Annotated in this window: 22 protein-coding genes; 14 read left to right on the top strand and 8 right to left on the bottom strand. The window is 66.8% G+C overall.

Features of this window, described 5'->3' with window-relative positions; all coding sequences use genetic code 11:
• Positions 1–18 precede the first annotated feature (18 nt).
• Genes HWX62_RS02415 through HWX62_RS02405 form a run of 3 tightly spaced genes read left to right on the top strand, consistent with a single transcriptional unit; the run spans position 19 to position 940 of the window.
• Positions 19–444, top strand: a complete 426-nt coding sequence (locus HWX62_RS02415) for a CBS domain-containing protein (protein WP_175932671.1) — start codon at positions 19–21, stop codon at positions 442–444.
• Between the two features lie 27 nt (positions 445–471).
• Entirely contained in the window at positions 472–741 is a 270-nt protein-coding gene (locus HWX62_RS02410) for a DUF2934 domain-containing protein (protein WP_175932670.1), read from the top strand.
• A gap of 34 nt (positions 742–775) precedes the next feature.
• Positions 776–940, top strand: coding sequence for an alpha helical protein (locus HWX62_RS02405; RefSeq protein WP_175932669.1), 165 nt, complete (start codon positions 776–778; stop codon positions 938–940).
• Between the two features lie 30 nt (positions 941–970).
• Here the strand turns inward: HWX62_RS02405 and HWX62_RS02400 are convergent, their stop codons facing one another.
• A complete protein-coding gene (locus HWX62_RS02400) occupies positions 971–1,108 on the bottom strand; it encodes a hypothetical protein (protein ID WP_175932668.1) in 138 nt (45 codons plus the stop codon).
• Positions 1,109–1,394: 286 nt separating this feature from the next.
• Here HWX62_RS02400 and HWX62_RS02395 point away from each other — a divergent pair, with 286 nt between their 5' ends.
• The 7 genes from HWX62_RS02395 (at position 1,395) to HWX62_RS02365 (ending at position 8,296) form a co-directional block, all read left to right on the top strand.
• Complete coding sequence (locus HWX62_RS02395; protein ID WP_175932667.1) at positions 1,395–1,676, top strand: hypothetical protein; 282 nt, start codon at positions 1,395–1,397, stop codon at positions 1,674–1,676.
• A 50-nt stretch (positions 1,677–1,726) separates the two neighbouring features.
• Positions 1,727–2,731 (top strand): SDR family oxidoreductase, encoded by a 1,005-nt coding sequence (locus tag HWX62_RS02390; protein WP_175932666.1) that lies wholly within the window; start codon positions 1,727–1,729, stop codon positions 2,729–2,731.
• A gap of 208 nt (positions 2,732–2,939) precedes the next feature.
• The gene (locus tag HWX62_RS02385) at positions 2,940–3,866 is read left to right on the top strand and encodes a TauD/TfdA family dioxygenase (protein WP_175932665.1); all 927 of its coding nucleotides are present in this window, start codon (positions 2,940–2,942) and stop codon (positions 3,864–3,866) included.
• A 49-nt stretch (positions 3,867–3,915) separates the two neighbouring features.
• Positions 3,916–4,947, top strand: coding sequence for an ABC transporter substrate-binding protein (locus HWX62_RS02380; RefSeq protein WP_175932664.1), 1,032 nt, complete (start codon positions 3,916–3,918; stop codon positions 4,945–4,947).
• 67 nt (positions 4,948–5,014) lie between these two features.
• Entirely contained in the window at positions 5,015–6,004 is a 990-nt protein-coding gene (locus HWX62_RS02375; RefSeq protein WP_175932663.1) for an ABC transporter ATP-binding protein, read from the top strand.
• Positions 6,001–6,888 (top strand): ABC transporter permease, encoded by an 888-nt coding sequence (locus HWX62_RS02370; RefSeq protein WP_175932662.1) that lies wholly within the window; start codon positions 6,001–6,003, stop codon positions 6,886–6,888. The genes HWX62_RS02375 and HWX62_RS02370 overlap by 4 nt, the downstream gene beginning before the upstream one ends.
• A gap of 190 nt (positions 6,889–7,078) precedes the next feature.
• Positions 7,079–8,296, top strand: coding sequence for an acyl-CoA dehydrogenase family protein (locus HWX62_RS02365; RefSeq protein WP_175932661.1), 1,218 nt, complete (start codon positions 7,079–7,081; stop codon positions 8,294–8,296).
• A gap of 52 nt (positions 8,297–8,348) precedes the next feature.
• On the opposite strand, the gene HWX62_RS02360 is transcribed toward HWX62_RS02365, so the two are convergent.
• From HWX62_RS02360 to HWX62_RS02345, 4 genes are all read right to left on the bottom strand, one after another.
• The gene (locus tag HWX62_RS02360; RefSeq protein ID WP_175932660.1) at positions 8,349–9,527 is read right to left on the bottom strand and encodes an LLM class flavin-dependent oxidoreductase; all 1,179 of its coding nucleotides are present in this window, start codon (positions 9,525–9,527) and stop codon (positions 8,349–8,351) included.
• A gap of 67 nt (positions 9,528–9,594) precedes the next feature.
• Positions 9,595–10,119 carry a cytochrome c gene (locus HWX62_RS02355; RefSeq protein WP_175932659.1) on the bottom strand — a complete coding sequence of 175 codons (525 nt, stop codon included), beginning with the start codon at positions 10,117–10,119 and terminating at the stop codon, positions 9,595–9,597.
• The gene (soxC, locus tag HWX62_RS02350; protein ID WP_175932658.1) at positions 10,112–11,368 is read right to left on the bottom strand and encodes a sulfite dehydrogenase; all 1,257 of its coding nucleotides are present in this window, start codon (positions 11,366–11,368) and stop codon (positions 10,112–10,114) included. Before soxC ends, HWX62_RS02355 begins: the two co-directional genes overlap by 8 nt.
• A gap of 119 nt (positions 11,369–11,487) precedes the next feature.
• Positions 11,488–12,672, bottom strand: a complete 1,185-nt coding sequence (locus HWX62_RS02345) for a porin (RefSeq protein ID WP_175932657.1) — start codon at positions 12,670–12,672, stop codon at positions 11,488–11,490.
• 479 nt (positions 12,673–13,151) lie between these two features.
• Here HWX62_RS02345 and HWX62_RS02340 point away from each other — a divergent pair, with 479 nt between their 5' ends.
• Positions 13,152–13,496, top strand: coding sequence for a DUF3088 domain-containing protein (locus tag HWX62_RS02340; RefSeq protein ID WP_175932656.1), 345 nt, complete (start codon positions 13,152–13,154; stop codon positions 13,494–13,496).
• Positions 13,497–13,547: 51 nt separating this feature from the next.
• Positions 13,548–14,537 carry an ABC transporter substrate-binding protein gene (locus tag HWX62_RS02335; RefSeq protein WP_175932655.1) on the top strand — a complete coding sequence of 330 codons (990 nt, stop codon included), beginning with the start codon at positions 13,548–13,550 and terminating at the stop codon, positions 14,535–14,537.
• A gap of 126 nt (positions 14,538–14,663) precedes the next feature.
• Here the strand turns inward: HWX62_RS02335 and HWX62_RS02330 are convergent, their stop codons facing one another.
• From HWX62_RS02330 to HWX62_RS02320, 3 genes are all read right to left on the bottom strand, one after another.
• The gene (locus HWX62_RS02330; protein WP_175932654.1) at positions 14,664–15,506 is read right to left on the bottom strand and encodes a hypothetical protein; all 843 of its coding nucleotides are present in this window, start codon (positions 15,504–15,506) and stop codon (positions 14,664–14,666) included.
• A gap of 361 nt (positions 15,507–15,867) precedes the next feature.
• The gene (locus tag HWX62_RS02325; protein ID WP_175932653.1) at positions 15,868–17,565 is read right to left on the bottom strand and encodes a M4 family metallopeptidase; all 1,698 of its coding nucleotides are present in this window, start codon (positions 17,563–17,565) and stop codon (positions 15,868–15,870) included.
• A 573-nt stretch (positions 17,566–18,138) separates the two neighbouring features.
• Positions 18,139–18,798, bottom strand: coding sequence for a carbonic anhydrase (locus tag HWX62_RS02320; RefSeq protein WP_175932652.1), 660 nt, complete (start codon positions 18,796–18,798; stop codon positions 18,139–18,141).
• A 270-nt stretch (positions 18,799–19,068) separates the two neighbouring features.
• Here HWX62_RS02320 and HWX62_RS02315 point away from each other — a divergent pair, with 270 nt between their 5' ends.
• A complete protein-coding gene (locus HWX62_RS02315) occupies positions 19,069–20,484 on the top strand; it encodes an ISNCY family transposase (protein WP_175932651.1) in 1,416 nt (471 codons plus the stop codon).
• Positions 20,485–20,742: 258 nt separating this feature from the next.
• Positions 20,743–22,788 (top strand): transketolase, encoded by a 2,046-nt coding sequence (tkt, locus tag HWX62_RS02310; protein ID WP_175932650.1) that lies wholly within the window; start codon positions 20,743–20,745, stop codon positions 22,786–22,788.
• The last annotated feature ends 123 nt before the right edge of the window (positions 22,789–22,911 follow it).

Raw genomic sequence — 22,911 nt, 5'->3', positions numbered from 1 at the left:
CTTACCGAGGAGCGAAACATGACACGTGTATCGGAAGTGATGACACGCGACGCCGCGACCGTCGGCCCGACGCAGAGCCTGCGCGACGCGGCCCGGCTGATGAGCGACCTGAACGTCGGCGCGCTGCCCGTATGCGACGGCACGCGGCTGATCGGCATGCTGACGGACCGGGACATCGTCGTGCGCGCGGTGTCGATGGGCGTGCCGCCGGACGAATCGATCGAGGGCGTCGTCAGCGGACCCGCGAACTGGTGTTACGAGGACGACGACGTTTCGGCGGTGCAAAAGAAGATGGAAGACGCGCAGATTCGCCGCGTGCCGGTGGTCGACCGGCAGAAGCGGCTGGTCGGCATCGTCGCGCTGGGCGATCTGGCAACCGCCGCGGACGGCGCGATGTCGTCGACGCTCGGCGCGGTGTCGGCGCCGTCGCGCCCGGACCGGTGAATCGCCATGACAGACACGGAGAACGACATGAACGAAGACAGGGAAACGCAGATCCGCGAACGCGCGTACCAGCTGTGGCAGGCGGACGGCGCGCCGGACGGCCGCGCCGACGAATACTGGCAGCGGGCCGAGCAGCAGCTCGATGCGCAGGGCAGCAGCGCGGACGGGCGCGCCGGGCAGGCGGCGGATTTGCCGGCCGATCAGTCCGCGAAGCGCCGCGTTCCGGGCGAGCCGCTGGAGGATACCGATGCGATGCCGACCGGCGAGGTCGCGCACGAAAGGCGGCGCACGCGGTGAACACGGGTAGGGGCGAGCCGGAAGGAGGACGAAGATGACGGCGCATGCAGGCGAAAAGGCGGAAAAGACCGGCGACTTTCGGTGCGAGAAATGCCACCGGTCGACGCATGTGCAGGCGGGACATCCGATCCCGACGTGCCCGCACTGCGGCAACGGCACGTACGGCGAGCGTACGCGCGAACCGGGCACCAAGCATTAGGGACACGTGGCCAGCGCGCCGGGCAACCGGCTAGCCGTCCTCGCCCACTTCGGTCGGGTCGGGCAAGTCGGGCAGATCGTCGTGGCGCTCGTCGTCGCGGTCCGGCGGCGGGATGTCCGGCGTGTCGGTCATATCGTCGTCGTTCGGTGTCGCGTTCGTCCCGTTCATGGTTGTCCTCCTCGGCGTCGAAAGGGCGCCGGCGCGCGGCCGGCATGCCGCTTCCGAGCATCGCGCGTTCCCCGCCGGTTGCCGTACCGGCCCGGCTGTGCGCCCCTGCCGATACCGCGCCCGATGACGCGTCGCTTGTAATTTCTTTAGCGGATTCATTCGCAGGCGGTACGACGAAGCCGCCCGATGACGGCATGTCGCTTGCTGGAAGCGTCGCGGGCTGCCGCCCCGCGCGCCGCGACGCGAGGCGGCGCCACGCAGTCCGCATCCAGACAGGGAGAAATTCATGACCCAGGACAGTCAACGGCAGGACCCCGCGTCGCCCGACGCGGCACGCGAGACGGGCAACGCGCCGGACCGGCGCAGCCCGACGCCCGGCAGCGAATCGACCGCGCGCCGCGGCCATGCGCCCGGCGGCGGCGAGCTCGATTCGATTCCGGACGATCAGGCGCGCAAGGTCGTGCCGGACGACCCGCGCGAGACCGAGGCGCGCGATCCGGCCGGCCAGCCGTGGCCGGACGAGCACGACGCGCCCGACGATTCGGGCAACCGGCCGCGGCCGCTGTAGCGCGGCGTCGCGTCCCGTTCCATTCCGCCATCCCCGCACCGGAGTCCATCATGTCATCAGACGAAGTTTCCGAATCGCGCCGCAAATGGGTGCAAGGCACGACGGCCGGACTGGTCGCGAGCGTCGCGCTGCCGACGCTCGCGCAGACGGGCGGCGCGCCCGACCCCGGCGATACCGCGCCGCGCGATCCGCGCACGCTCTATCCGCATGCGCCGTTTCCGCAACAGCAGCAGCCGTGGCCGGGCCTCGCGGGCCGCATGACGCCGCGCCCCGATCACGGCGAGCGCAGTTATCGCGGCAGCGGCAGGCTCGACGGCCGCAAGGCGCTGATCACCGGCGGCGACTCGGGTATCGGCCGCGCGGTCGCGATCGCCTGTGCACGAGAAGGCGCGGACGTCGCGATCGTCTATCTGCCCGACGAAGAGCCCGATGCGCGCGAAGTCGTGGAACTCATCCGCAGCGCGGGGCGCAAGGCGGTGCCGCTACCGGTCGACATCCGCAGCGAAAGCGCGTGCAACGGCCTCGTCGAGCGGGCAGTCGCCGCGCTCGGCGGGCTCGACATGCTCGTGAACAACGCGGGCCGCCAGCAGAGTCACGAATCGATCCTCGACATCAGCACCGAGCAGTTCGACTGGACGCTGCGCACCAACCTTTACGCGATGTTCTGGATCACGCGGGCCGCCATTCCGCACATGCCGCCCGGTTCGGCCATCGTCAACACGACGTCGGTCAATGCGTACGACCCGTCGGCGAACCTGCTGGACTACGCGATGACGAAAGCGGCGATCGCGAATTTCACGAAGGGGCTCGCGAAGCAGATGATCAAGCGCGGGATCCGTGTCAACGGCGTCGCGCCGGGGCCGTTCTGGACGCCGCTGCAGGTCAGCGGCGGGCAGACGACGCACAACGTCGAGACGTTCGGCGAGCAGGTGCCGATGGGGCGGCCGGGGCAGCCGGCCGAGATCGCGTCGATCTACGTCGAGCTGCTCTCGTCGCGCGCGAGCTATGTGACCGGGCAGATCTATGGCGCGTCGGGCGGTGCCGGGCAGCCTTAGTCGGCTCACGGTGCTGGCCGGCGCGGCTGAATGCGATCCGCATCTTCCGCTACCGGCGCCGGCGCGGCGATTCCGCCCTCGAATCGGCGCCGTATGCGCGAGCAGCGATCTTTATCACCGTAGCAGATAAACGTATCCGAATCGCTTCGTTGACGCATGTCGGCGCGCACTCGTAGATTCGCGTTTTGACCGAATCAGGGGCCGTGCCGTGACGATTACCGCCATCCGCGACGCCGCAACGCTTTCCGCCGGGCATCCCGCCTTGCGGCCGGACAGCGCGGCGCAGCATTTCGACATCGTGCCGTTCGACGCGCCGCTCGGCGCGGAAGTCGTCGGCCTCGACCTGTCGCGACCGCTCGACGCGGACGATTTCGCGCGCATCCATCGTGCGCATCTCGATCATCACGTGCTGGTGTTTCGCGACCAGCGCATCACGCCGGACGAGCACATCGCGTTCAGCCGCCGCTTCGGCCCGCTGCAGATTCACGTGCTGCACCAGTTCGCGCTGGCCGGCCACCCCGAAGTGCTGATCGTGTCGAACATCGTCGAAAACGGCAAACCGATCGGGCTCGGCGATGCCGGCCATTTCTGGCATTCCGACCTGTCGTACAAGGAAAAGCCGAGCCTCGGCTCGCTGCTGCACGCGCAGGAGCTGCCGGCGGAGGGCGGCGACACGCTGTTCGCGAACATGCATCTGGCGTGGGACACGCTGCCCGCGCACCTGCGCCGCGCGGTCGAAGGGCGGCGCGCCGAGCATACGTATCTCGCGCGCTATGCGGAACTGCAGGCGCGCAGCCCTTGGCGGCCGAACCTGTCGCCCGAGCAGATCGCGCAGGTCGCGGCGGTCGTGCATCCGGTCGTGCGCACGCATCCGGAAACCGGCCGCAAGGCGCTCTTCGTCAGCGAGCATTTCACGACGCGCATCGTCGGGCTACCCGACGACGAAAGCCGCGCGCTGCTCGACGAACTGTTCGCGCACAGCGTGCGCGCCGAGCATCTGTATCGGCACGCATGGCGCGACCACGATCTGGTGTTCTGGGACAACCGTTCGCTGATGCATCTGGCCGCCGGCACGCCCGACCACCTGCGCCGCAAGCTGTACCGCACGACGATCGAAGGCGACGCGCCGTTCTGAGCCGCGCGCCGCGCCCATTCATTTCCGCCCCATCCTGACCGGAGTTCCGATGCCGTTTTCGTTCTTGCCGGCGCGTCGCGCGCTGGCGGCCACGCTCACCGCCGCGCTCGCCTTCGCGGGCGCGGTCGTCCCGCAAGCCGCGCACGCGGAGGGCCGCATCCGCATCGCCGAGCAGTTCGGCGTCGTCTACCTGATGCTGAACGTCGCGCGCGACCAGCAACTGATCGAGAAGGAAGGGCGCAAGGCCGGCCTCGACATCAAGGTCGACTGGGTGCGGCTGTCGGGCGGCGCGGCCGTGAACGACGCGCTGCTGTCCGGCGCGGTGGACGTCGCGGGCGCGGGCGTCGGGCCGCTCCTGACCGTGTGGGACCGCACGCGCGGCCGGCAGAACGTGAAGGGCGTCGCGTCGCTCGGCAATTTTCCGTACTACCTCGTGAGCAGCAACCCGAACGTGAAGACGATCGCGGACCTGAGTGCGAAGGACCGCATCGCGGTGCCCGCGGTCGGCGTGTCGGTGCAGTCGCGCGTGCTGCAGTACGCGGCCGCGAAGCAGTGGGGCGACAAGCAGTTCGACAAGCTCGACGCGCTCACGCAGGCGATTCCGCATCCCGACGCGACGGCCGCGATTCTCGCGAACAGCAACGTGATCACCGGCCACTTCGGCAATCCGCCGTTCCAGGAGCAGGAGCTCGCCGGCAACCCGAACGCGCACATCGTGCTGAATTCGTATGACGTGCTCGGCGGCCCGAGCTCGGCGACGGTGCTGTACGCGACCGAGAAATTCCGCGACGACAACCCGAAGACCTACCGTGCGTTCGTCGCCGCGCTGGCCGACGCCGCTCGGCAGATCTCGGCCGATCAGGAGCGCGCGGCCGATACCTATATTCGCGTGAACGGGTCGAAGATCGATCGCGCGCTGCTGCTGAAGATCCTGCGCAATCCGCAGGTGCAGTTCAAGACGGCGCCGCAGAACACGCTGCCGCTCGCGCAGTTCATGCATCGCACCGGCGCGATCCGCAACGAGCCGAAGTCGTGGCGCGACTACTTCTTCGACGATCCCGCGACGGCCGGCGGCAGTTGAGCGGAGTCGATGCTACGACGCCGCGATCGACGCTTATGCGTCGGCGCGGTTTCGATATGCGCAATCGATGGTTGGTCCGCACGACGCCCGGCCGTATGTTGATGCTTTTCCCGCAAGAGATTCGATCGTGAACGCCACTTCTCCCCGAACCTGGCTGCCGCCGTATGCGGCACGTGGCGGCGCGTCGCCGGCCGCGTCCGCCGCGCCCGATACACGTGCCGCCGCTCAGCCGGCGGCGCACGCCGCGCAGGCGGGCACCCACAGCGAACGCCTGCTGGCCATCGACCAGGTCAGCCTCGAATACCGCAGCGGCGCGCGGATCGTGCGCGCGACGCATCAGGTGAGCTTCGACGTGTACGGCAGCGACCGCTTCGTGCTGCTCGGCCCGTCGGGGTGCGGGAAATCGACGCTGCTGAAGGCGATCGCCGGGTTCATCGAGCCCGTTTCCGGTTCGATCGCGCTCGACGGGCGGCCTGTGCGCGGGCCGGGGCCCGACCGCGTCGTCGTGTTCCAGGAATTCGACCAGTTGCCGCCGTGGAAGACGGTGGTCGAGAACGTCGCGTTTCCGTTGCGCGCCGCCGCGAAGCTGTCGCGCGCCGAAGCACGCGAGCGGGCGCTGCATTATCTCGACAAGGTTGGCCTGGGTGCGTTTGCCGATGCGTATCCGCATACGCTGTCGGGCGGCATGAAGCAGCGCGTCGCGATTGCGCGGGCGCTGGCGATGCAGCCGCGCGTGCTGCTGATGGACGAACCGTTCGCCGCGCTCGACGCGCTCACGCGCCGCAAGATGCAGGAGGAGCTGCTGCGGCTGTGGGACGAATTCCGCTTCACGCTGTTGTTCGTCACGCACTCGATCGAGGAGGCGCTCGTGGTCGGCAACCGGATTCTGCTGCTGTCGCCGCATCCGGGCCGCGTGCGCGCGGAACTCAACAGTCACGAGCATTCGCTCGAGAGCGTCGACACCGGCGACTTCCGCGACAACGTCGCACGGATCCACCGCCTGCTGTTCGACACCGACGCGCCGCATGTGCCGACGACGGAGGGTGCCGCATCATGAGTACGATCGATCCGCTCCTGCCGCCGCTGCCGCCGGTGCGCGCCGAATACACGCGCACGCTCGACACGCTGCCCGACGCCGAGCGCGCGGCGCCCGCGCCGCTGCTGCGGCGCATCGCCGGTGCCGCGTGGTTTCGCCGCGGCGTCATCGCGCTCGTGCTGATCGCCGCCTGGGAGATCGTCGCGCGCATCGTCGCGAACGATCTGCTCGTGCCGACCTTCGGCGCGACGCTGGCCGCGTTCGTGCAGGGCATCGAGTCGGGCGAACTGCTGGTCAAGACCGGCATCTCGATGTCGGTGCTGCTGCGCGGCTATGCGCTGGGCGTGCTGCTGGCGTTCGCGCTGACGTCGCTCGCGGTCTCGACGCGCATCGGCCGCGATCTGCTGACGATGCTCACGTCGATGTTCAATCCGCTGCCGTCGATCGCGTTGCTGCCGATCGCGCTGCTGTGGTTCGGGCTCGGCACCGGCAGCCTGCTGTTCGTGCTCGTGCATGCGGTGCTGTGGCCGCTCGCGCTCAGCATGTACACCGGCTTCGCCGGCGTGCCGGCCACGCTCAAAATGGCCGGGCGCAACTACGGGCTCACGGGCCTGCGCCAGATCGCGCTGATCCTCGTGCCGGCCGCGCTGCCGTCGATCCTGTCGGGGCTGCGCGTGGGCTGGGCATTCGCGTGGCGCACGCTGATCGCGGCCGAGCTCGTGTTCGGCGCGAGCGCGGGGCAGGGCGGGCTCGGCTGGTACATCTTCCAGAACCGCAACGAGCTGTATACGGATCGCGTGTTCGCGGGCCTTGCGGCCGTCATCGTGATCGGGCTGCTGGTCGAGAACCTCGTGTTCGATACGCTCGAACGCGCGACCGTGCGGCGCTGGGGCATTCAGCACTGACGTCGCCCGTCTGCGATCAATCCCCGTGTCCGCATAACGTAAGCTGAAATCGGTTTTTTACGTGCGCCACATGCGTCCCTATACTTCGTGGACGACGTGTAACGGACGACGTGTAACGGACGACGTGTAACGGACGACGTGTAACGCACTGGCGTCGCGCTCCCGATCTCCCCGAACAAGGACCTGCCGAATGACTGCCCGTGATGCCGTCGATCCGCGCGACGCATTGCGCGACGCGCTCGCCGCGCTGCCCGATCTCGCGACGGCGATCGGGCAGGACGCCGCACCACGCGAGGCGCGTCGCGAACTGCCGTTCGAGGGCTTCGCGATCTTCCGGCGCTCGGCGCTGGGCGCGCTGCGGATTCCGGTCGCGCGCGGCGGCCTGGGCGGCACGCTGGTCGACCTGTTCGAGACGATCGCGACGCTGGCGGCCGCCGATTCGAATCTCGCGCATGCACTGCGCATCCACTACGACCAGACCGAGACGCTGCGGCTGTCGCCGCGCTCGGCGTTCAACGACGTGCAGCTCGAGCGCGTGCTGGCCGGCGCGATCTTTGGCGGCGCGTCGACCGAACGCGGCACGTCGCGCCCGGGCGAGAACACGACCGTGCTGCGCCGCGACGGCGCGCACCATCGCGTGACGGGCCGCAAATACTATTCGACGGGCACCGCGTTCGCCGACTTCGCGCGCATCAACGTGGAGAACGAGCAGGGCGATGCGCTCGCCGTGATCATTCCGGTCGCGCGCGACGGCCTGCAGGTGCTCGACGACTGGGACGGCATGGGCCAGCGCATGACCGCGAGCGGCAGCCTGTTGCTGGACGACGTGCAGGTGTTCGCGGACGAAGTGGCCCCGCGCGACGGATCGACGCTCGTCGGCCGCCATTGCGGCGCGCTACGGCAGCTTCATCTCGTCGCGACGGGCGCGGGCATCGTGCGCAACGTGGTGGCCGACGCGCGCCGCTACGTGCGCGAACATGGACGCCCCGCGCTGCACAGCCCGGCGCCGACCGCGCGCGACGATCATTTCGTCCAGCAGATCGTCGGCGAGCTGTCCGCGCATAGCCATGCAATCGATGCGCTCGTACGAGAAAACGCACGCGCGCTCGACCGCTCCGCCGACGCGATCGAATCGGGCGCTGCCGACGCGGATGCGCTCGTGCTCGACAGCGCACTCGCGACCGCGCGCACGCAACTGGTCGTCAGCAAGCTCGCGCTGCACGCGGCCGAGCGGCTGTTCGAAGTGGGCGGCGCGTCGGCGACGGCGCGCGAACACAACTTCGATCGCCACTGGCGCAACCTGCGCACGATCTTCAGCCACAACCCGCTGCTGCACAAGGCGCGCGTGATCGGCGATTACGAATTGAACGGCGTGACGACGCATCTGACCGAAGGGCGCGTGTTCTGACGACGGGGCGCCGACGGCTGCGGCGCCGTCGCGCCGGGTCTCGGCCCGGGCGTCAACGCCGCAAGCCGGCTTCACGCAGCAGCGGCAGCACGCGCTCGCCGAAGAAGTCGAGATCGGGCTTGAAGTCGTAGAAACTCAACTGGATACCGTCGATGCCCGCGCGGTGCAGCCGCACGATGGTGTCGGCGACTTCCTCCGGCGAGCCGGTGATCGAGATGTTGCCGCCGATCGCGCGCGCGGCGGCCTGCGCACGTTGCTCGAACCCGCCGCGCCACGCGTGTGCGTCGCTGTCGAAGCGGTGGAAGCTGCCTTCGTCCGCATGCGCGACGATCGCGTCGCGGTACGCGCGCGCTTCGGCCGCCGTCTCGCGGCAGATCACGAGCGGATTGAGCAGCGTGCGGATCGTGCGGCCGTGCGCGGCGGCGGCTGCCTTTACGCGGGCGGTATGGGCGGGCAGCACGTCGATCGCGCGTTCGGCGTCGGGGCCGGCCGGGCTCGTGACGAACACGATGTCCGAATAGCGCGCGGCGAACGCGATGCCGGCGTCGGAGCCCGTCGCGTTGATCAGCAGCGGGCGGCCGTAACGCGGCTTCGGCGTGACGAATGCGCCGCCCAGCCGCCAGCTCGATAGTTTGGGCGTGTAGCTGAAATTGTCCGGTTGCGCCCACAACTGCTGGACCGCGTCGAGGAATTCCGCGGCCATCTCGTAGCGCCGGTCGTGTTCGATCCGGTTCCAGCCGAACATCTCGTGCTCGATCGCGCGGTGGCCGGTCACCACGTTGATGCCCCAGCGCCCGCGCGAGATGTGGTCGAGCGTCGCGGTGAACTTCGCGAAATGCAGCGGATGCCACGGCCCGTAGAGCACGTGGCTCGTCGCGACGAGGATGATCCGCTCGGTGCGCGCGGTCAGCGCGGCGAGCGTCATGAACGAGTCGAGCGCCTGGCCGTCGAATACGCCGCCGTAGCCGCCTTTCGGCAGCCACTGCGACAGCGCGAAAACGAGATCGAAGCCGAGCGCTTCGGCGCGGGCCACGAGATCGGCGTTGTAGTCGAACGTCCAGTCGGTCGAGCGCGGCAGCGTCGACGCGCTCCATCCGCCGGCCTGGATCGGCAGGAACAGCCCGAGCATCAGCGGCTGCGCGAGGGTGCGCGAGACGGGGCTGTCGGGAAATTCCGCCGGCGAACGAACGTCGACGAACGGCGTCGGGGCGGCGAGGGAGGGATCGCTCATCGCGGAGTCCTTGCTGAAGAGGGCGACGCGACTTCCGCCGGTGCGCTGCCCGATGCGGCGGGGCGCGTCATAACTTGCCAGGCCTCGGGTCGGGCACGAAGCCGTCGCGGTTCGGCATCTTCACGCGCGGCAGCGTGCGCGCGTCGAGCCGGGCATCGCCGGGCACGATGCCGTTCAGGTGGAGGACGTACGCGGTGACCGCATAGACGTCGTCCGCGCTCAACGATTGCGGCGCGTTGTACGGCATCGCCCGGCGAATGTAGTCGAACAGCGTCGTCGCGTAGGGCCAGTAGCTGCCGACCGTCTTCTTGGGCTTCGCGCTCGCGAGCGAGCCGATGCCGCCGACGAGCGGATCGCCGACACCGCCTTCGCCGCCGGCGCCGTGGCACATCGCGCACTTGTCGGCGAACACGTGGCCGCCGCGTGCGACCGTACCCGCACCGGGCGGCAGGCCGCTGCCGTCCGGCGCGACGTCGATGTCCCACGCGGCGAGCGCAGCGCGCTCGACCGGCTGCCCGAGGCCGAAGCCGGCGCCGAACGCGCCCGACGTCATCGCGCAGGCAGCCAGCAGGCACGCGAGCGGCTTACGCATTGCGCACCTCGCCATCCGTGCCGACGCGCCAGTTCTGGATGCCGTTGTAGTGGTACTGCGTGTTCAGGCCGCGCGCGGCGACGAGCGCGTCGCGGGTCGGCTGCACGTAGCCGGTCTCGTCGGTCGCGCGGCTTTGCAGGTCGGCCGGCTCGCCGCGCCACACCCAGTCGGCTTCGAAGCGCGTCAACGCGCGGTCGCGGACGTCGCCGGCGAGCCGGGCGGGTCGCCACGTGCGGCCGCCGTCGGTCGACACGTCGACGGTGCGAATCCGGCCGCGGCCCGACCACGCGTAGCCGCCGATCGGGTAATAGCCGTGCGCGGCGAGCCGATGGCCGGCCGACGGCCGCGTGATCACCGATTTCGCGTCCATTTCGAACACGAACTGGCGCGCGCAGCCGTCGGGCAGCAGATTCGTGTATTTCGACGTTTCCTCGCGCGTCATTTCCGGCGCACGCACCAGCTTCAGCCGTCGCAGCCACTTGATGTTCGTGTTGCCTTCGAACCCCGGCACGATCAGCCGCACCGGGTAGCCGTTCTCCGGGCGCAGCCGTTCGCCGTTCTGTGCATAGACGACCAGCGCGCGCTCGAGGATCCGATCGAGCGGCAGGCTGCGCGTCATCGCAGCGCCGTCGGCGCCTTCGGCGAGCAGCCAGCATGCATCCGCGTCGATGCCGGTTTCGTCGAGCAGCGTCGACAGTCGGACACCGGTCCATTCGCAGCACGACAGCAACCCGTGCGTGAACTGAACCGGCAGCCCGCTCGGGCCGTTCCATTCGCTGCCGGTGTTGCCCGAGCACTCGAGGAAATGGATGCGCGATTCGGACGGGAAGCGCAGCAGGTCGTCGAGCGTGAAGATGCGCGGCTCGCGCACGAGACCGTGCACGACGACCCGATGGCGTTGCGCATCGATGTCCGGCACGCCCGCGTGATGACGCTCGTAGACGAGCCCGTTCGGCGTGATGTCGCCGAACAGGTCGGCAAGCGGCGTCATCGACGAGCCGGAGCCGGGCAGCGCAGGCGTGCGGGCGCTGCGGCGGATCACGTCGCGCTCGTGCTGCCCCGGCATGCCGTACGGTGGCGACAGCAGCGGCGCACCGGGCGTGCGTGTCCACGGCGGCACGTCGAGCGGCGGGCTCGCGAGCGCACCGCCGGCAGGCAGCATCGCGGCCGCCCAGCCGCCGGCGAGCTGGCGCAGCGCCGCGCGCCGGCCGGGGCGCGAAGCGCGGCGAGGAAAACGGGAATCGGTCATGGTCGAACGCGGGGTGCGTGCGGGGAAACGATCATTGTCGGCAACCGGGCGCGGCGCGGCAAACAACGATTCCCGCTTTGCTTATCGCGCCGATCTCGCCGTGCCCGATGCGCGTGCCTTCAGAACTTCACGCGCAGCCCGCTGACGAACGCGAGCTGGCGGTTCGTCGACGACGCGCTGCCGATGTTCGAGATCGCCGCGATCTTGCGATAGCCGCCGGCGGTCGAGGTGCTCGCATCGCCGGCCGCGAGCTGGTAGATGCCCGACACGTAGATATCGGTGCGCTTCGACAGCGCATAGTCGAACCCGAGCGTGAACTGATGCCAGCGCGGCTTCAGCGTCTGGCCGCTCGTGCCCGGCAGCCCGCTCGCGCGCCCGTCGGTAAACGTGTAGACCCCGATCAGCGTGGCCGCCGGCGTGATCTGGTAGCGCGCGTTCACATCGTAGTTGTTGAACTTGCGCGACGAGCCGTCGAGATAGTCGAGCTGCGTGTGGCTCCATGCGAAGCCGAGCGTCGCGGGGCCGAGCGAATAGTTCGCGCCCACCGCGCCGATCTGCTGCTTCCGTACGCCGCCGTTCAGCCCGTAGAAGAACGCGCCGCTGTAGTCGTTGCCGGTGGTCGAGGTCGCGCCGCCCACCGCGCCGCTCGTGTTCGACGTCGCATTCGGGTGATTGAGCCGCACGTAGCCGCCGCCGAACGACAGCGGGCCGTTCACGTAGTTCGCCGATGCGCCCCACGCGTTGTTGTTCGAGAATCCGGTACCCGCACCGCCATTGGCCTGGTTGCTGAATGCATAGAGCAGGTCGGCCGTGAAGCCGGCAATCGTGTCGCTGCGGAACTTCACCGCGTTGTTCAACCGGAAGCTCTGGTTCAGGTTGTCGTTGTCGCCCACGTGCGTGGCCGGCGACCAGAAACCGGAACCCGAATACTGCGCGACGAGGTCGGTGATCGGCTCGTATTGACGGCCGAACGTCAGCGTGCCGAGGCCCTTCTTGCCGAGGCCCACGTAGGCGGACCGGCCGAACAGGCGGCCGCCCTGGCCGAGCCCGCCGTCGCTCGGGCGGAATCCGCCTTCCAGCGTGAAGACCGCCTGCAGGCCGCCGCCGAGGTCCTCCGCGCCTTTCAGGCCCCAGCGGCTGCCGCTCAGCTTGCCGCTCGTCTGCTGGATGTTGCTCGCGCCGCCCTGGTTGTTCGTATACGCGATACCGGCGTCGACCACGCCGTACAACGTCACCGAACTTTGCGCGTGCGCGCCGACCGAACCGATCGAAACCAAACCCAGTACCACCGTTTTTTTGATCATGACCATCCTCTGTTGTTATCCGTACGTTTGCGAGGATCACGATGCTATTGACGACGGACGCGGCGATGAACGGCCGATCCGTGGTTTGTAAATCGCTGCGCGGCCGATTTGTAATGTCCGTTGCCGCCGGCCCGGCATGGGCGCCGCGATCGCGTCCGGCACGCCTGCTGCGGCGAACACATCGCGCGGACCGCGGACGTCGCCCGCCGGAAACGCACCTGCGCGGTCATATCGATCGATGAAATCGTTCGATGTCCGCATACGTGTCGTTCGCACCACGATGCGTTTACGCAACGCCCTGCTAGCCGGCGACCGGACGATGCGCTATGCGCGCTCGCATATCGATTCCGCAAAACGTTGGTAGGGACGCGAGACGAGCGACGGTAGAGTCTGGCATCCGGCCGGTCTCTGGAACAGCGGGGCGCACAGGTGCGTACGTTTTCCGATCGGGGCGATCAACGAGAAAGGAGCCGTTCGACATGAGTCGCGATGTACTGTTTCTGCTGGAACCGGGCTTTGCCGATCCCAAGCATCCGGGCCGGCGCTTCGTCTGCCCGCATGGACTGCCGATCGAAGGGCTGCTGGCGAGCGCGCCCGATCTCGCCGCGCGTCTCGACGTGAAGCGCGTCGGCTTCGAGCGGCCGCGGCCCGCGGTGATCGACGCGCTCGACGATGCCCACCAGGGCCTGCCGGTGCTCGTGCTGGGCCGCGACCGGCCCGCGCCGGACGACGCGCAGACGCTCGGTGACGTGCGCTTCGTCACCGACGCGCGACGCATCCTCGAACTGCTGGCCGAGCGCCACGGCTTTCCGGCGCTGCATTGACGCGGCGGTTTTGCCTTCCATCCGATTCCATTCGTTCGACAGGAGCATCCGATGTCGTCAATATCGGCGGCACGTCGCCGCCTGCTGCTTGCCGGCGCCGCCTTCGCGGCGCACCCCTTGGCTGCGTTCGCCGCGCCGGCCGCCGACGCCGATCTGGCCGGCACGACGTTGCGCGTCGCGACCTACAAGGGCGGCTGGCGCGCGCTGCTGCAGGCGGCCGGGCTCGGCGACACGCCGTACCGGATCGACTGGCGCGAGCTGAACAACGGCGTGCTGCATATCGAGGCGCTCAACGCGGATGCGCTCGATATCGGTTCGGGCAGCGAAATTCCGGCCGTGTTCGCCGCACGCCAGAAGGCGAGCGTCAGATTCATCTCGCGCGTGCGCGAGGACCTGAACAACCAGGTCACGCTCGCGCGCAAGGACACGCCGATTCGCACCATCGCCGACCTGAAGGGCAAGCGCGTCGGCTACGTGCGCGCGACGACGTCGCACTATTTCCTGTATCGGCAGCTGACGGAAGCCGGCCTGAGCTTCGACGACATCCAGCCGATCAACCTGTCGCCGACCGACGGGCTGTCCGCGTACGATCGCGGCGACATCGACGCGTGGGCGATCTACGGCTACAACGGCCAGCTCGCGCGCAATCGCTACGGCGCCCGCGTGCTGAAGACGGGGAAGGGCTATCTGTCGGGCAATTTTCCGGTGTACGCGAATCCGCGCACGCTAGACGATGCGCGCCGCCGCGCGGCGACGGGCGATCTGCTGCTGCGGTTTCGCCATGCGTATGCGTGGGCGAACGGGCATTTCCGCGACTATGCGCTCGCGCAGAATCGCGAGACCCGCGTGCCGGTCGCCGATCTCGTCACGATGTTCGACCAGCGCAGCGAAGACTACGCGCTGCTGCCGGTGACGCCCGACGTGGTCGCGCAGCACCAGCAGGTCGCGGACGTATTTACCCGAATCGGCGTGCTGGATGGCCCGGCCCATGTCGCGCCGTTGTGGGACACGTCGTTCAATTCGGTGGTTGTGGCGGGGTGATGCGATGAAGCGGAAAGGACAGGCCGTGCCGGGGCCGGCGTGCCGTACCGCGCGGGATATCGTCGTCAGTCACGCGTGACGCCGTGGTCGGCCTGCAACGACTCGATACGCGCCGGTTCCCGTCCGTCAAACGGCGAAGATCCGCCGCTGATAGTCGAGGATCAGGCGATCGATGTCCTGATCGGAGCGTCGCGGCTGGCTTTTCGGCTCGAGCCAGAGCCACCGCATCATCCGGTAGCGCGCCTCGACGCACATCAGCCAGGCGTCCCAGTCCGACCAGTGTCGCAGCAACGGGATGTGGCGAATGTCGCGCAGCCCGTCGCGGATCTCGTACACGTTGAAGTACTTGCCCGCGCGCTGACTCAATTCGTCGAATGCGCGCGCGGCTTGTTCCGGGTCGGAAAGCAGAAAATCGTGGATTTCGATGATGACGTGGCTGCCGGAGAGCTGCTCCAGCAGCGCATCGTCGAACAGGTCGAACTCCGCACCCTCGATATCGCACAGGATGACCCGTTTGGCCGGTTCCCCGCCGTGCTCCGACAGAATCGCGGGCAAGTCGCGATCGGCCTTGCCGTAGACCGCGACGCGCTCCGCCAGCCCCATTTCCGCGGCGCGGTGCTGGATCGCGTGGCGGCGCTGCTCGTCCATCTCGAAACACAGGCTGCGGGCAAAGACGTTGTTCCTGACCAGGCCGATGCCGAAAATTCCGTCGGCGGCCCCGAGGTCGACCAGCACCTTGTCGGGCGATCCGAGCGCTTCGAGGATCGCGCACACGGCGATCTCGTAGGTGCCCAGCAGATAGCCGCCGACCGCGACTTCGGCCCAGTGACTGAAGCCGATCGGAAACCCGCGCAGGATGCCGTACTGGACGATCGAGCCCGTCTGCTCGCGCAGCAACTGCGACAGGTAATGCAGGCGCAGATTCGCGGCCTGGATCCAGCTTTGGCTGAAATATTGCGCGTGGTCCATTGTTCTCGTTCTCTCGGGTGAGGAAGCGCGTCGGGAAGGGCCGCGATGGCGGGGAGGCTTCCGCGTCATCTTGCCTGGGACGCAGAATATCACGCGTTGTCGGCTCGCTCGGGAAGCCGGCTTCGGAGGCCGAGCCGGCTCGGCACACGTAGCAGTACATGACGTGCGTACCTATCGAGGGACTCTTCATCCGTTGGACCGCAAGAACGCACCATCCAGCGACCGGCCGCCCGCATGCGCAGGCGGCCGGCGCGTTCCCGTCGTTCACCCGGGCGCCGCGTGACCACAACCGAATCGCTTGCGTCCGAAGCGAAGTCACGCCGCGCAATGGCCGGTGTTCGACGTGTTCATGCGAACGCCGTCAATTCACCCCGACCGCGCTCCATGCACGCGCGACCGTCGCGCTTTCGGCCGAGTTCGCGCCGTACAGGTCGTTCGCCGCCTGGATCGATGCGCGCCGCGCGTTCGGGTAGCTCGAGCCGGCGTTCAGGTACACGGTGAGCGTCCGGTACCAGATCTTGCCGGCCTTGTCGCGACCCAGCCCGCTGAAGGTCGTGTCGCCGTTGCAGACCAGTTGCGTCCTCGACAGGCCGGTGTCGGTCGACGGCACCGCCGGGCCTTCCGACAGCAGGTAGAAGAAGCGATTGCCGACGCCCGACGTGAAGTGCGGATCGTGACGCGGATTCGACCACGAGAAGCCGCCGGACGGGTAGCAGCTGAACGACCGGCCGTCGAGATCCTGCTTGTACATCTTGCGCAGGCCGCCGCTCACCATGCGCGCACCGATCACGTAGTTGCCGGGATCGTTCGGGTTGTTCGCGTAGAACTTCACGAGCGTGCCGAAAATGTCGGATGTCGATTCGTTCAGGCCGCCCGCGTCGCCCGAATAGTTCAGGTTGGCGGTGGCCTCGGTCACGCCGTGGCTCATTTCGTGTCCGGCGACGTCGACCGACACCACGGGTTTCGGCAGGCGGGTGCCCGGCTCGCCGTCGCCATATGCCATCACACGCGACGACAGCCATGCGGCGTTCGCGCCCGTCGTGCCGCTACCGGTGTCGAACACCACGTGAGCGTAGCTCTTCACGCCGCGGCCGTCGTTGAAGATGCCGTTGCGGTTGTGCGTGGTCTTGTAGTAATCCCAGGTCAACGCGAGCCCGTAGTCGATGTCCGCCGCGACGGTCTGCCGGTCGGTCGTCGAATTGTTGCCCCATACGTTCGTGCTGCTCGTGAAGATCGGCAGGTCGCTCGCCTGCTCGACTTCGTCCGAACTCAGGCCGCGGCCGTCGTAGACCGAACCGCCGCCGCGGCTCGGATCGAGCATCCGGTACGCGTTCGTGCCGGTCTGGTCCGTCGTGAGCGTCAGGTTGCCGTAGTACAGCGAGCGGCCGGTGCCGGTCGCCGCGGCGGTCTTGATCAGGTCCTGCGCGTCGAGCACGGTACCGGTGCGTGCGTCGACGTAGTACAGCACGGCCGCGCCGTGCGTGTCGGTCGCCTTGCCGTGGACGCGCACCGCGTAGGCCAGCGTCGGCGTGACGTCGCGTGCGAACACGACCAGCTCCGCGTCATCGACGCGCCGCACGTCCGAGTTGAAGCGCGCGGCCGCGATGTGCCTGGCGCGCGTCGCGCCTATGTCCGGTGCGTTGCGGATCACGGCGCGGTTGCCGACCTTGCCGATCGTGCCGGCGAGATTGATCGGCGCGAGCTGCGTCACGCTGGCCTGCTTCAGTTGCCCCTTGCTCGAATGGACGACCACGTCGCCGCCGATCACGGGCAGGCCCGCATAAAAGCGGTCGAAGCGCACGTGCTCGATGCCGTCGGGATCGACGATCACGTCGCGTACCTGGAACTGATCGCCGTCGGTCGGTGCGCCTGCTTGTGGCCCGGCGAACTTCAACGTGCGTGCCGTGCCGCCGTTGGCGAGACTGAAGACGGACGGATTCTGCTGGATCAGTTGCAGCGCGTTGTCGACCGCGGCCGGCTGGTCGCCGGCCTGGGCAAAGGCGCTGAGACTCGCGACGGTAATCGCGGCGATGGGCAGCAGTCGAGACAGTTTCTTCATGTAATTCCCCAGGTTATGAATGGGTTTGTTCGAGGAATGCATCAAGTAATGACTTTTATATAAGACGTGTTGCGAACAGCAGAGGGATGCTAGAGGGTCGTTTTTACAATTACAAGATATTTTCTTGTTGATTAATTTTTTAAGTGTTCGTCGTTAATCAAGTCGGGATTTGGTGAGGAACATGAAACGATCGCGTCAGTTGCGATGACGGTGTCGACGATGTTGCGTCGGGAGAGGGCGCTCGAGGACGTACGGGCCGAGAGGAGTAGGGCGTGAGTCGAGCAGATGCGTGAAGGAGACGATGTGAAGCCGGATCGAAATCAGAGTGGTATTTCTATTGAATATTGATCTTGATTGTTGCCAATTAGATTGACTGCATTCGGATTCGCAATGTCGCCGGTATTTTCTATTTTTTATGCAATGGCATTAAATGATTCGTCCGGCAGCGGCTTGTCAGGGCAATTCGACCGCGGCTTCGATGGGTGCAATCTGAAAGACGCGATCGCCTGAAATTGAGCCGGTGGCGCCGGCCACCGGCATGCGCGAGACGCGGCGCGCGTACGCGGGACGGAATCAGACCTGGCCGCGATGGCGCGCGTCCACGGCGACGACCGTGGGCGATTCGGCCAGCGGGACGAAGCGTCGGGTGGCGCCATCCAGCGCGTCGATGCCGCCCGTCTCGATGTCGTACACCCAGCCGTGCAGGTTCATGCGTCCTTGCTCGAGCGCGAGTGCGACGGAAGGATGGGTGCGCAGGTTGGCCAGCTGGGCGATCACGTTTTCACGCACGAGGCCATCGAGCTTCGCGCGCGGCGTATCGTAGTCATGCGCGGCGTTGATGACTTTCGCGGCGTCGGCATGACGCAACCAGTTCGCGACGGCGGGCAAATGATCGAGGCAGGTGCAACGGGAAATCGCGCCCATCGCGCCGCAATCCGAATGGCCGCAGATCACGATGTCGCGAACACCGAGGACGGCAACCGCGTACTCGACCGTGGCCGACACGCCGCCGGGTTCAGGTCCGTACGACGGCACGATATTGCCTGCGTTGCGGATCACGAACAGTTCGCCCGGTTCGCGCTGCGTGAGCAGTTCCGGTACGACGCGGCTGTCGGAGCACGTGACGAACAGTGCCTTGGGGTTCTGCGACGTGGCGAGTTGCTTGAACAGTTCGACCCGTTGCGGGTAGACGTCGCGCTGAAAACGTAGAAAACCGTCGATGATGTCTCGCATGCTTGCTCCAGGGCTTCGGATTCGATTCACCGGCGCAGCGAAGGCGGATACGGCTGCGCGGCGGGCGCTATTATGCCGAGTTCGGGCAAGCGAGGGAACGGTGCGTGGAGTTGTGCAGATTCGGGGTTATATAACTTTACATAATGCTGTTTATCGCTCAGAAAGGGTGTGGCAGCCATATCCTAATGTCGTGTTCTGGCTATTTACAGATGTCGTGTTTTTGACTGCTGGCATGCTGGACGGCTCGTTGAGCAAGCGCGGGAGCCGACCATGCAGCCAGCCGGATTGGTGACACTGACGATGCAAGAGCTTGATCGACTCAAGGTGATCCAGGCTGTGGTGGATATGGGTTTGAAGCCTGGACGTGCAGCTGAACGACTGGGCCTGAGTGTGCGCCAGGTGGAACGGCTGGTTATCCGGTATCGCGAGCGCGGGCCCGGCGGCGTTGCTTCGGGCCGTCGTGGCCGGCCAGGCAACCGCAAGCTCGACGACGGACTCGCGTTACGCGCCTTGACCATTATTCGAGAGCGCTACGCCGATTTTGGGCCGACGCTGGCCTGCGAGAAACTCTGGGAGTGTCACGGCATTCGGCTGGCCAAGGAGACGCTCAGGAAGCTGATGACAGACGCAGGTTTGTGGATTCCGCGCCGGCAGCGTCCGCCGAAGGTCTACCAGCCGCGAGCGCGCCGGGCGTGTCTGGGTGAACTGATCCAGATCGATGGTTGCGATCATCGGTGGTTCGAGGAACGAGCGCCGGCCTGCACGCTGCTGGTGTACGTGGACGACGCGACGAGCCGGCTGATGATGCTGCACTTCACGCAGACCGAATCGACCTTCAGCTACTTCGAGGCCACGCGAATGTATCTGGAGCGCTACGGCAAGCCGGTGGCGTTCTACAGCGACAAGTACAGCGTGTTCCGCAATACGAGCGCCAGCAAGACCGGCCAGAGCGTGACGCACTTCGGCCGGGCGATGTACGAACTGAACATCGACACGTTCTGTGCGAACAGCAGCTCGGCCAAGGGGCGCGTCGAGCGGGCCCACCTGACGCTGCAGGATCGGCTGGTCAAGGAGATGCGACTGCGCGGCATCAACACGGTAGCTGACGCCAACGCTTATGCGCCCTCCTTCATCGCCATGTATAACGCGCGCTTCGCGAAGCCGCCGCGCAGCGGCTTCGATGCACATAGGCCGGTGCGGTCCGACGAGGATCTGGATGTCTTGCTGACGTGGCGCGAAACACGGCGGGTCACGAAGGCGCTGACGGTGCAATACGACCGGGTGCTGTATCTGCTGGACGATACGCCGGAGAATCGGGCGTGGATACATCGTGACATCGAGGTGTGGGAGTACCCGGACGGACGCATTGAGCTTAGGGCGGCGGGTCAGGTTCTGTCGGCCCGATCCTATGATCGGCTGGCCGAGGTGGATCAAGGCGCGATCGTGGATCACAAGCGCTTGAGCCATGCGTTGCAGCTGGCACAAGCGTTTCAGGCGCAGCGGGACAGCCGGCGGATCGGCACCGCGCCGTCGCGAACGCATCGCGGGCTGCCGGTGCGGGCAAATGAAGCGCAACCCGGCACGAAGAAGCCTCGCCGGTTCACGGTGGCTGACATGGAAACGGCGATTCTGGAAGTTGCGTCAAAAGCAGAAACTGAGCGGCGGTCTGCCAAGGCCCGCGGGTGAGCGTCAGCGCCCTGCTGCTTCAGGCTCGGCGCTTCAACGTTAAAGGACGGAAAGGCCGATGAAACATGCGACATCTGTATTTAGCTGGCGCTACGACATCTGAATCCGGGTATGACAAAGGGTCGAATCCCCGGATCACACCACAACAAGTTCACCGGACCGACCTCGACTCGTCCGTCGGCTCGCCACCGTCGAGAAGGTATGCATATTGCACCGGAGCCTCATCTTTCCCGACCCAAACAGGAGAAAGGAGAACCGATGAGCGATTCCACCGCACATTCCCGGACGGCTGCAAAGGCGGTACCGTCCCCACGAGACCCCCATCTTCGCGCGCTGGCGAACTGTATCCGCTTCCTCACGATGGATGCAGTACAGAAAGCCAACAGCGGTCATCCCGGTGCGCCCATGGGGCTGGCTGACGTCGCGACGGTCCTGTTCAAGGACTTCATGCAATTCGACGCATCGGCGCCCCACTGGATCGATCGCGACCGGTTGATCCTTTCCAACGGACACGCGTCGATGCTCCTCTACAGTCTTCTCTATCTCACCGGCTATGCCGACATGACCCTCGACGAGCTCAAGCGGTTCCGGCAAGTCGGCAGCAAGACGCCGGGGCATCCGGAATACTCGCACGCCGACGGCATCGAACTGACTACCGGCCCCCTCGGACAAGGCATCGCGGAATCCGTCGGTATGGCGTTGGCCGAGCGCGTCATGAATGCTCACTTCGGCGACGATCTCGTCGATCACTACACATACGTGTTTCTCGGTGACGGTTGCCTGATGGAAGGCATCAGCCACGAGGCCATTTCGCTGGCCGGTCACCTCCGGCTGGGCAGACTGATCGCGTTCTGGGACAACAATTCGATTTCGATCGACGGCGCCACCCGGCTCGCGGTCTCGGACAACGAGATCGAGCGCTTTCACTCGGCCGGATGGCACGTCCTGGAAATCGACGGGCACGACACGGACGCGATCCGGAACGCTATCGAGACGGCCCGGGCAACGCATGACCGGCCAACCTTGATCGCTTGCAGGACGATCATCGGGTTCGGCTTTCCGACGAAGGCCGGAACCGAGAAAGCCCATAGCGATGCCCCGGGCGAGGATGAAATCGCGGGCGCACGCCAGGCCCTCGATTGGCATTCGCCGCCGTTCGAAATCCCGGATGACTTGCTGAAAGCATGGCGGGAGATCGGCGCGCGCGGCCGCAAGACGAGACTCGCGTGGGACGAGCGTGTCCGCCGGGCGCCGCAGGCGCTGCGCACCGAATTCGACCGGCGCAATGCCGGAAAGCTTCCGGATAACTGGAGGGCAGCAATCGCGGCGGCACGGCAGGCGTTCATTGCCAGTGGCAGTGCAATGGCCACCCGCAAGGCCAGCGGTGCGGTGCTCGATCATCTCGTCGACGCGATTCCGGAATTGCTGGGCGGCTCGGCGGATCTGACGCAGTCCAACAATACGAGGACGAAGAACCAGATCGCGATCGAGCCCGGCCGGTTCAAAGGTTCATACCTCCACTACGGCGTTCGCGAACACGGCATGGCCGCGGCCATGAACGGCATCGCCCTTCATGGAGGCCTCATTCCGTACGGTGGCACCTTCCTTTGTTTTTCGGACTACTGCCGACCGGCGATCCGGCTGAGCGCGATGATGCGGGTGCGATCCATCTTCGTGATGACGCACGATTCCATCGGTCTCGGCGAAGACGGCCCGACCCATCAACCCGTCGAACACCTGGCCGCCCTTCGGGCCATTCCCCAACTCGCCGTCTATCGGCCGGCCGATCCGGTCGAAACGGCAGAGTGCTGGGAGCTGATTCTCGAACAGCCCCGCAGGGCCGCACTCCTCGCATTGTCGCGCCAGCCGGTGCCGCTGCTGCGCAACGAGCCGGGAAACGAAAACAAGTCGGCGCGGGGCGCCTATATCTTGCGGGAGGCGGATGGCGGACCGCGCCAACTCACGCTGATCGCGACAGGTTCGGAGGTCGACCTCGCCGTCCAGGCGCGCGACATCCTGCAGCAGGAAGGCGTGCCGACGACCGTGGTATCGATGCCGTGCCGCCTGCTCTTCGAGCAGCAGCCGCGCGATTACCAACGGGCCGTGCTGGGCACCTCGCCGGCGAGAGTCGCGGTCGAGGCAGCGGTCGAACTGGGATGGGAGCGCTACATCGGACCGGCAGGCCGGTTCGTCGGAATGCACGGCTTCGGCGAGTCCGGAAAAATCAAGGACGTCTACGACAAGTTCGACATTACGGTCGATGCGGTCGTTCGCGCGGCGCATCAGGTGCTGTCCGAAGTGTGACATCGCTGCGATCCGCTCGAGATACGGTGACCTCGCCGGGTCCGTGGATGTGCTGGAGAAGCGAACGGCCTCGATTTTCGGTGGACCCTCGCGGGGCGTTAGAATAGCGCCCCTTCTCATGGG

It is taken from the genome of Burkholderia sp. BCC0506 (assembly GCF_902833145.1).
GTDB lineage: Bacteria > Pseudomonadota > Gammaproteobacteria > Burkholderiales > Burkholderiaceae > Burkholderia.
Note: the sequence above shows the minus strand (reverse complement) of the source record. Positions and strands in the feature narration are given on the sequence as shown.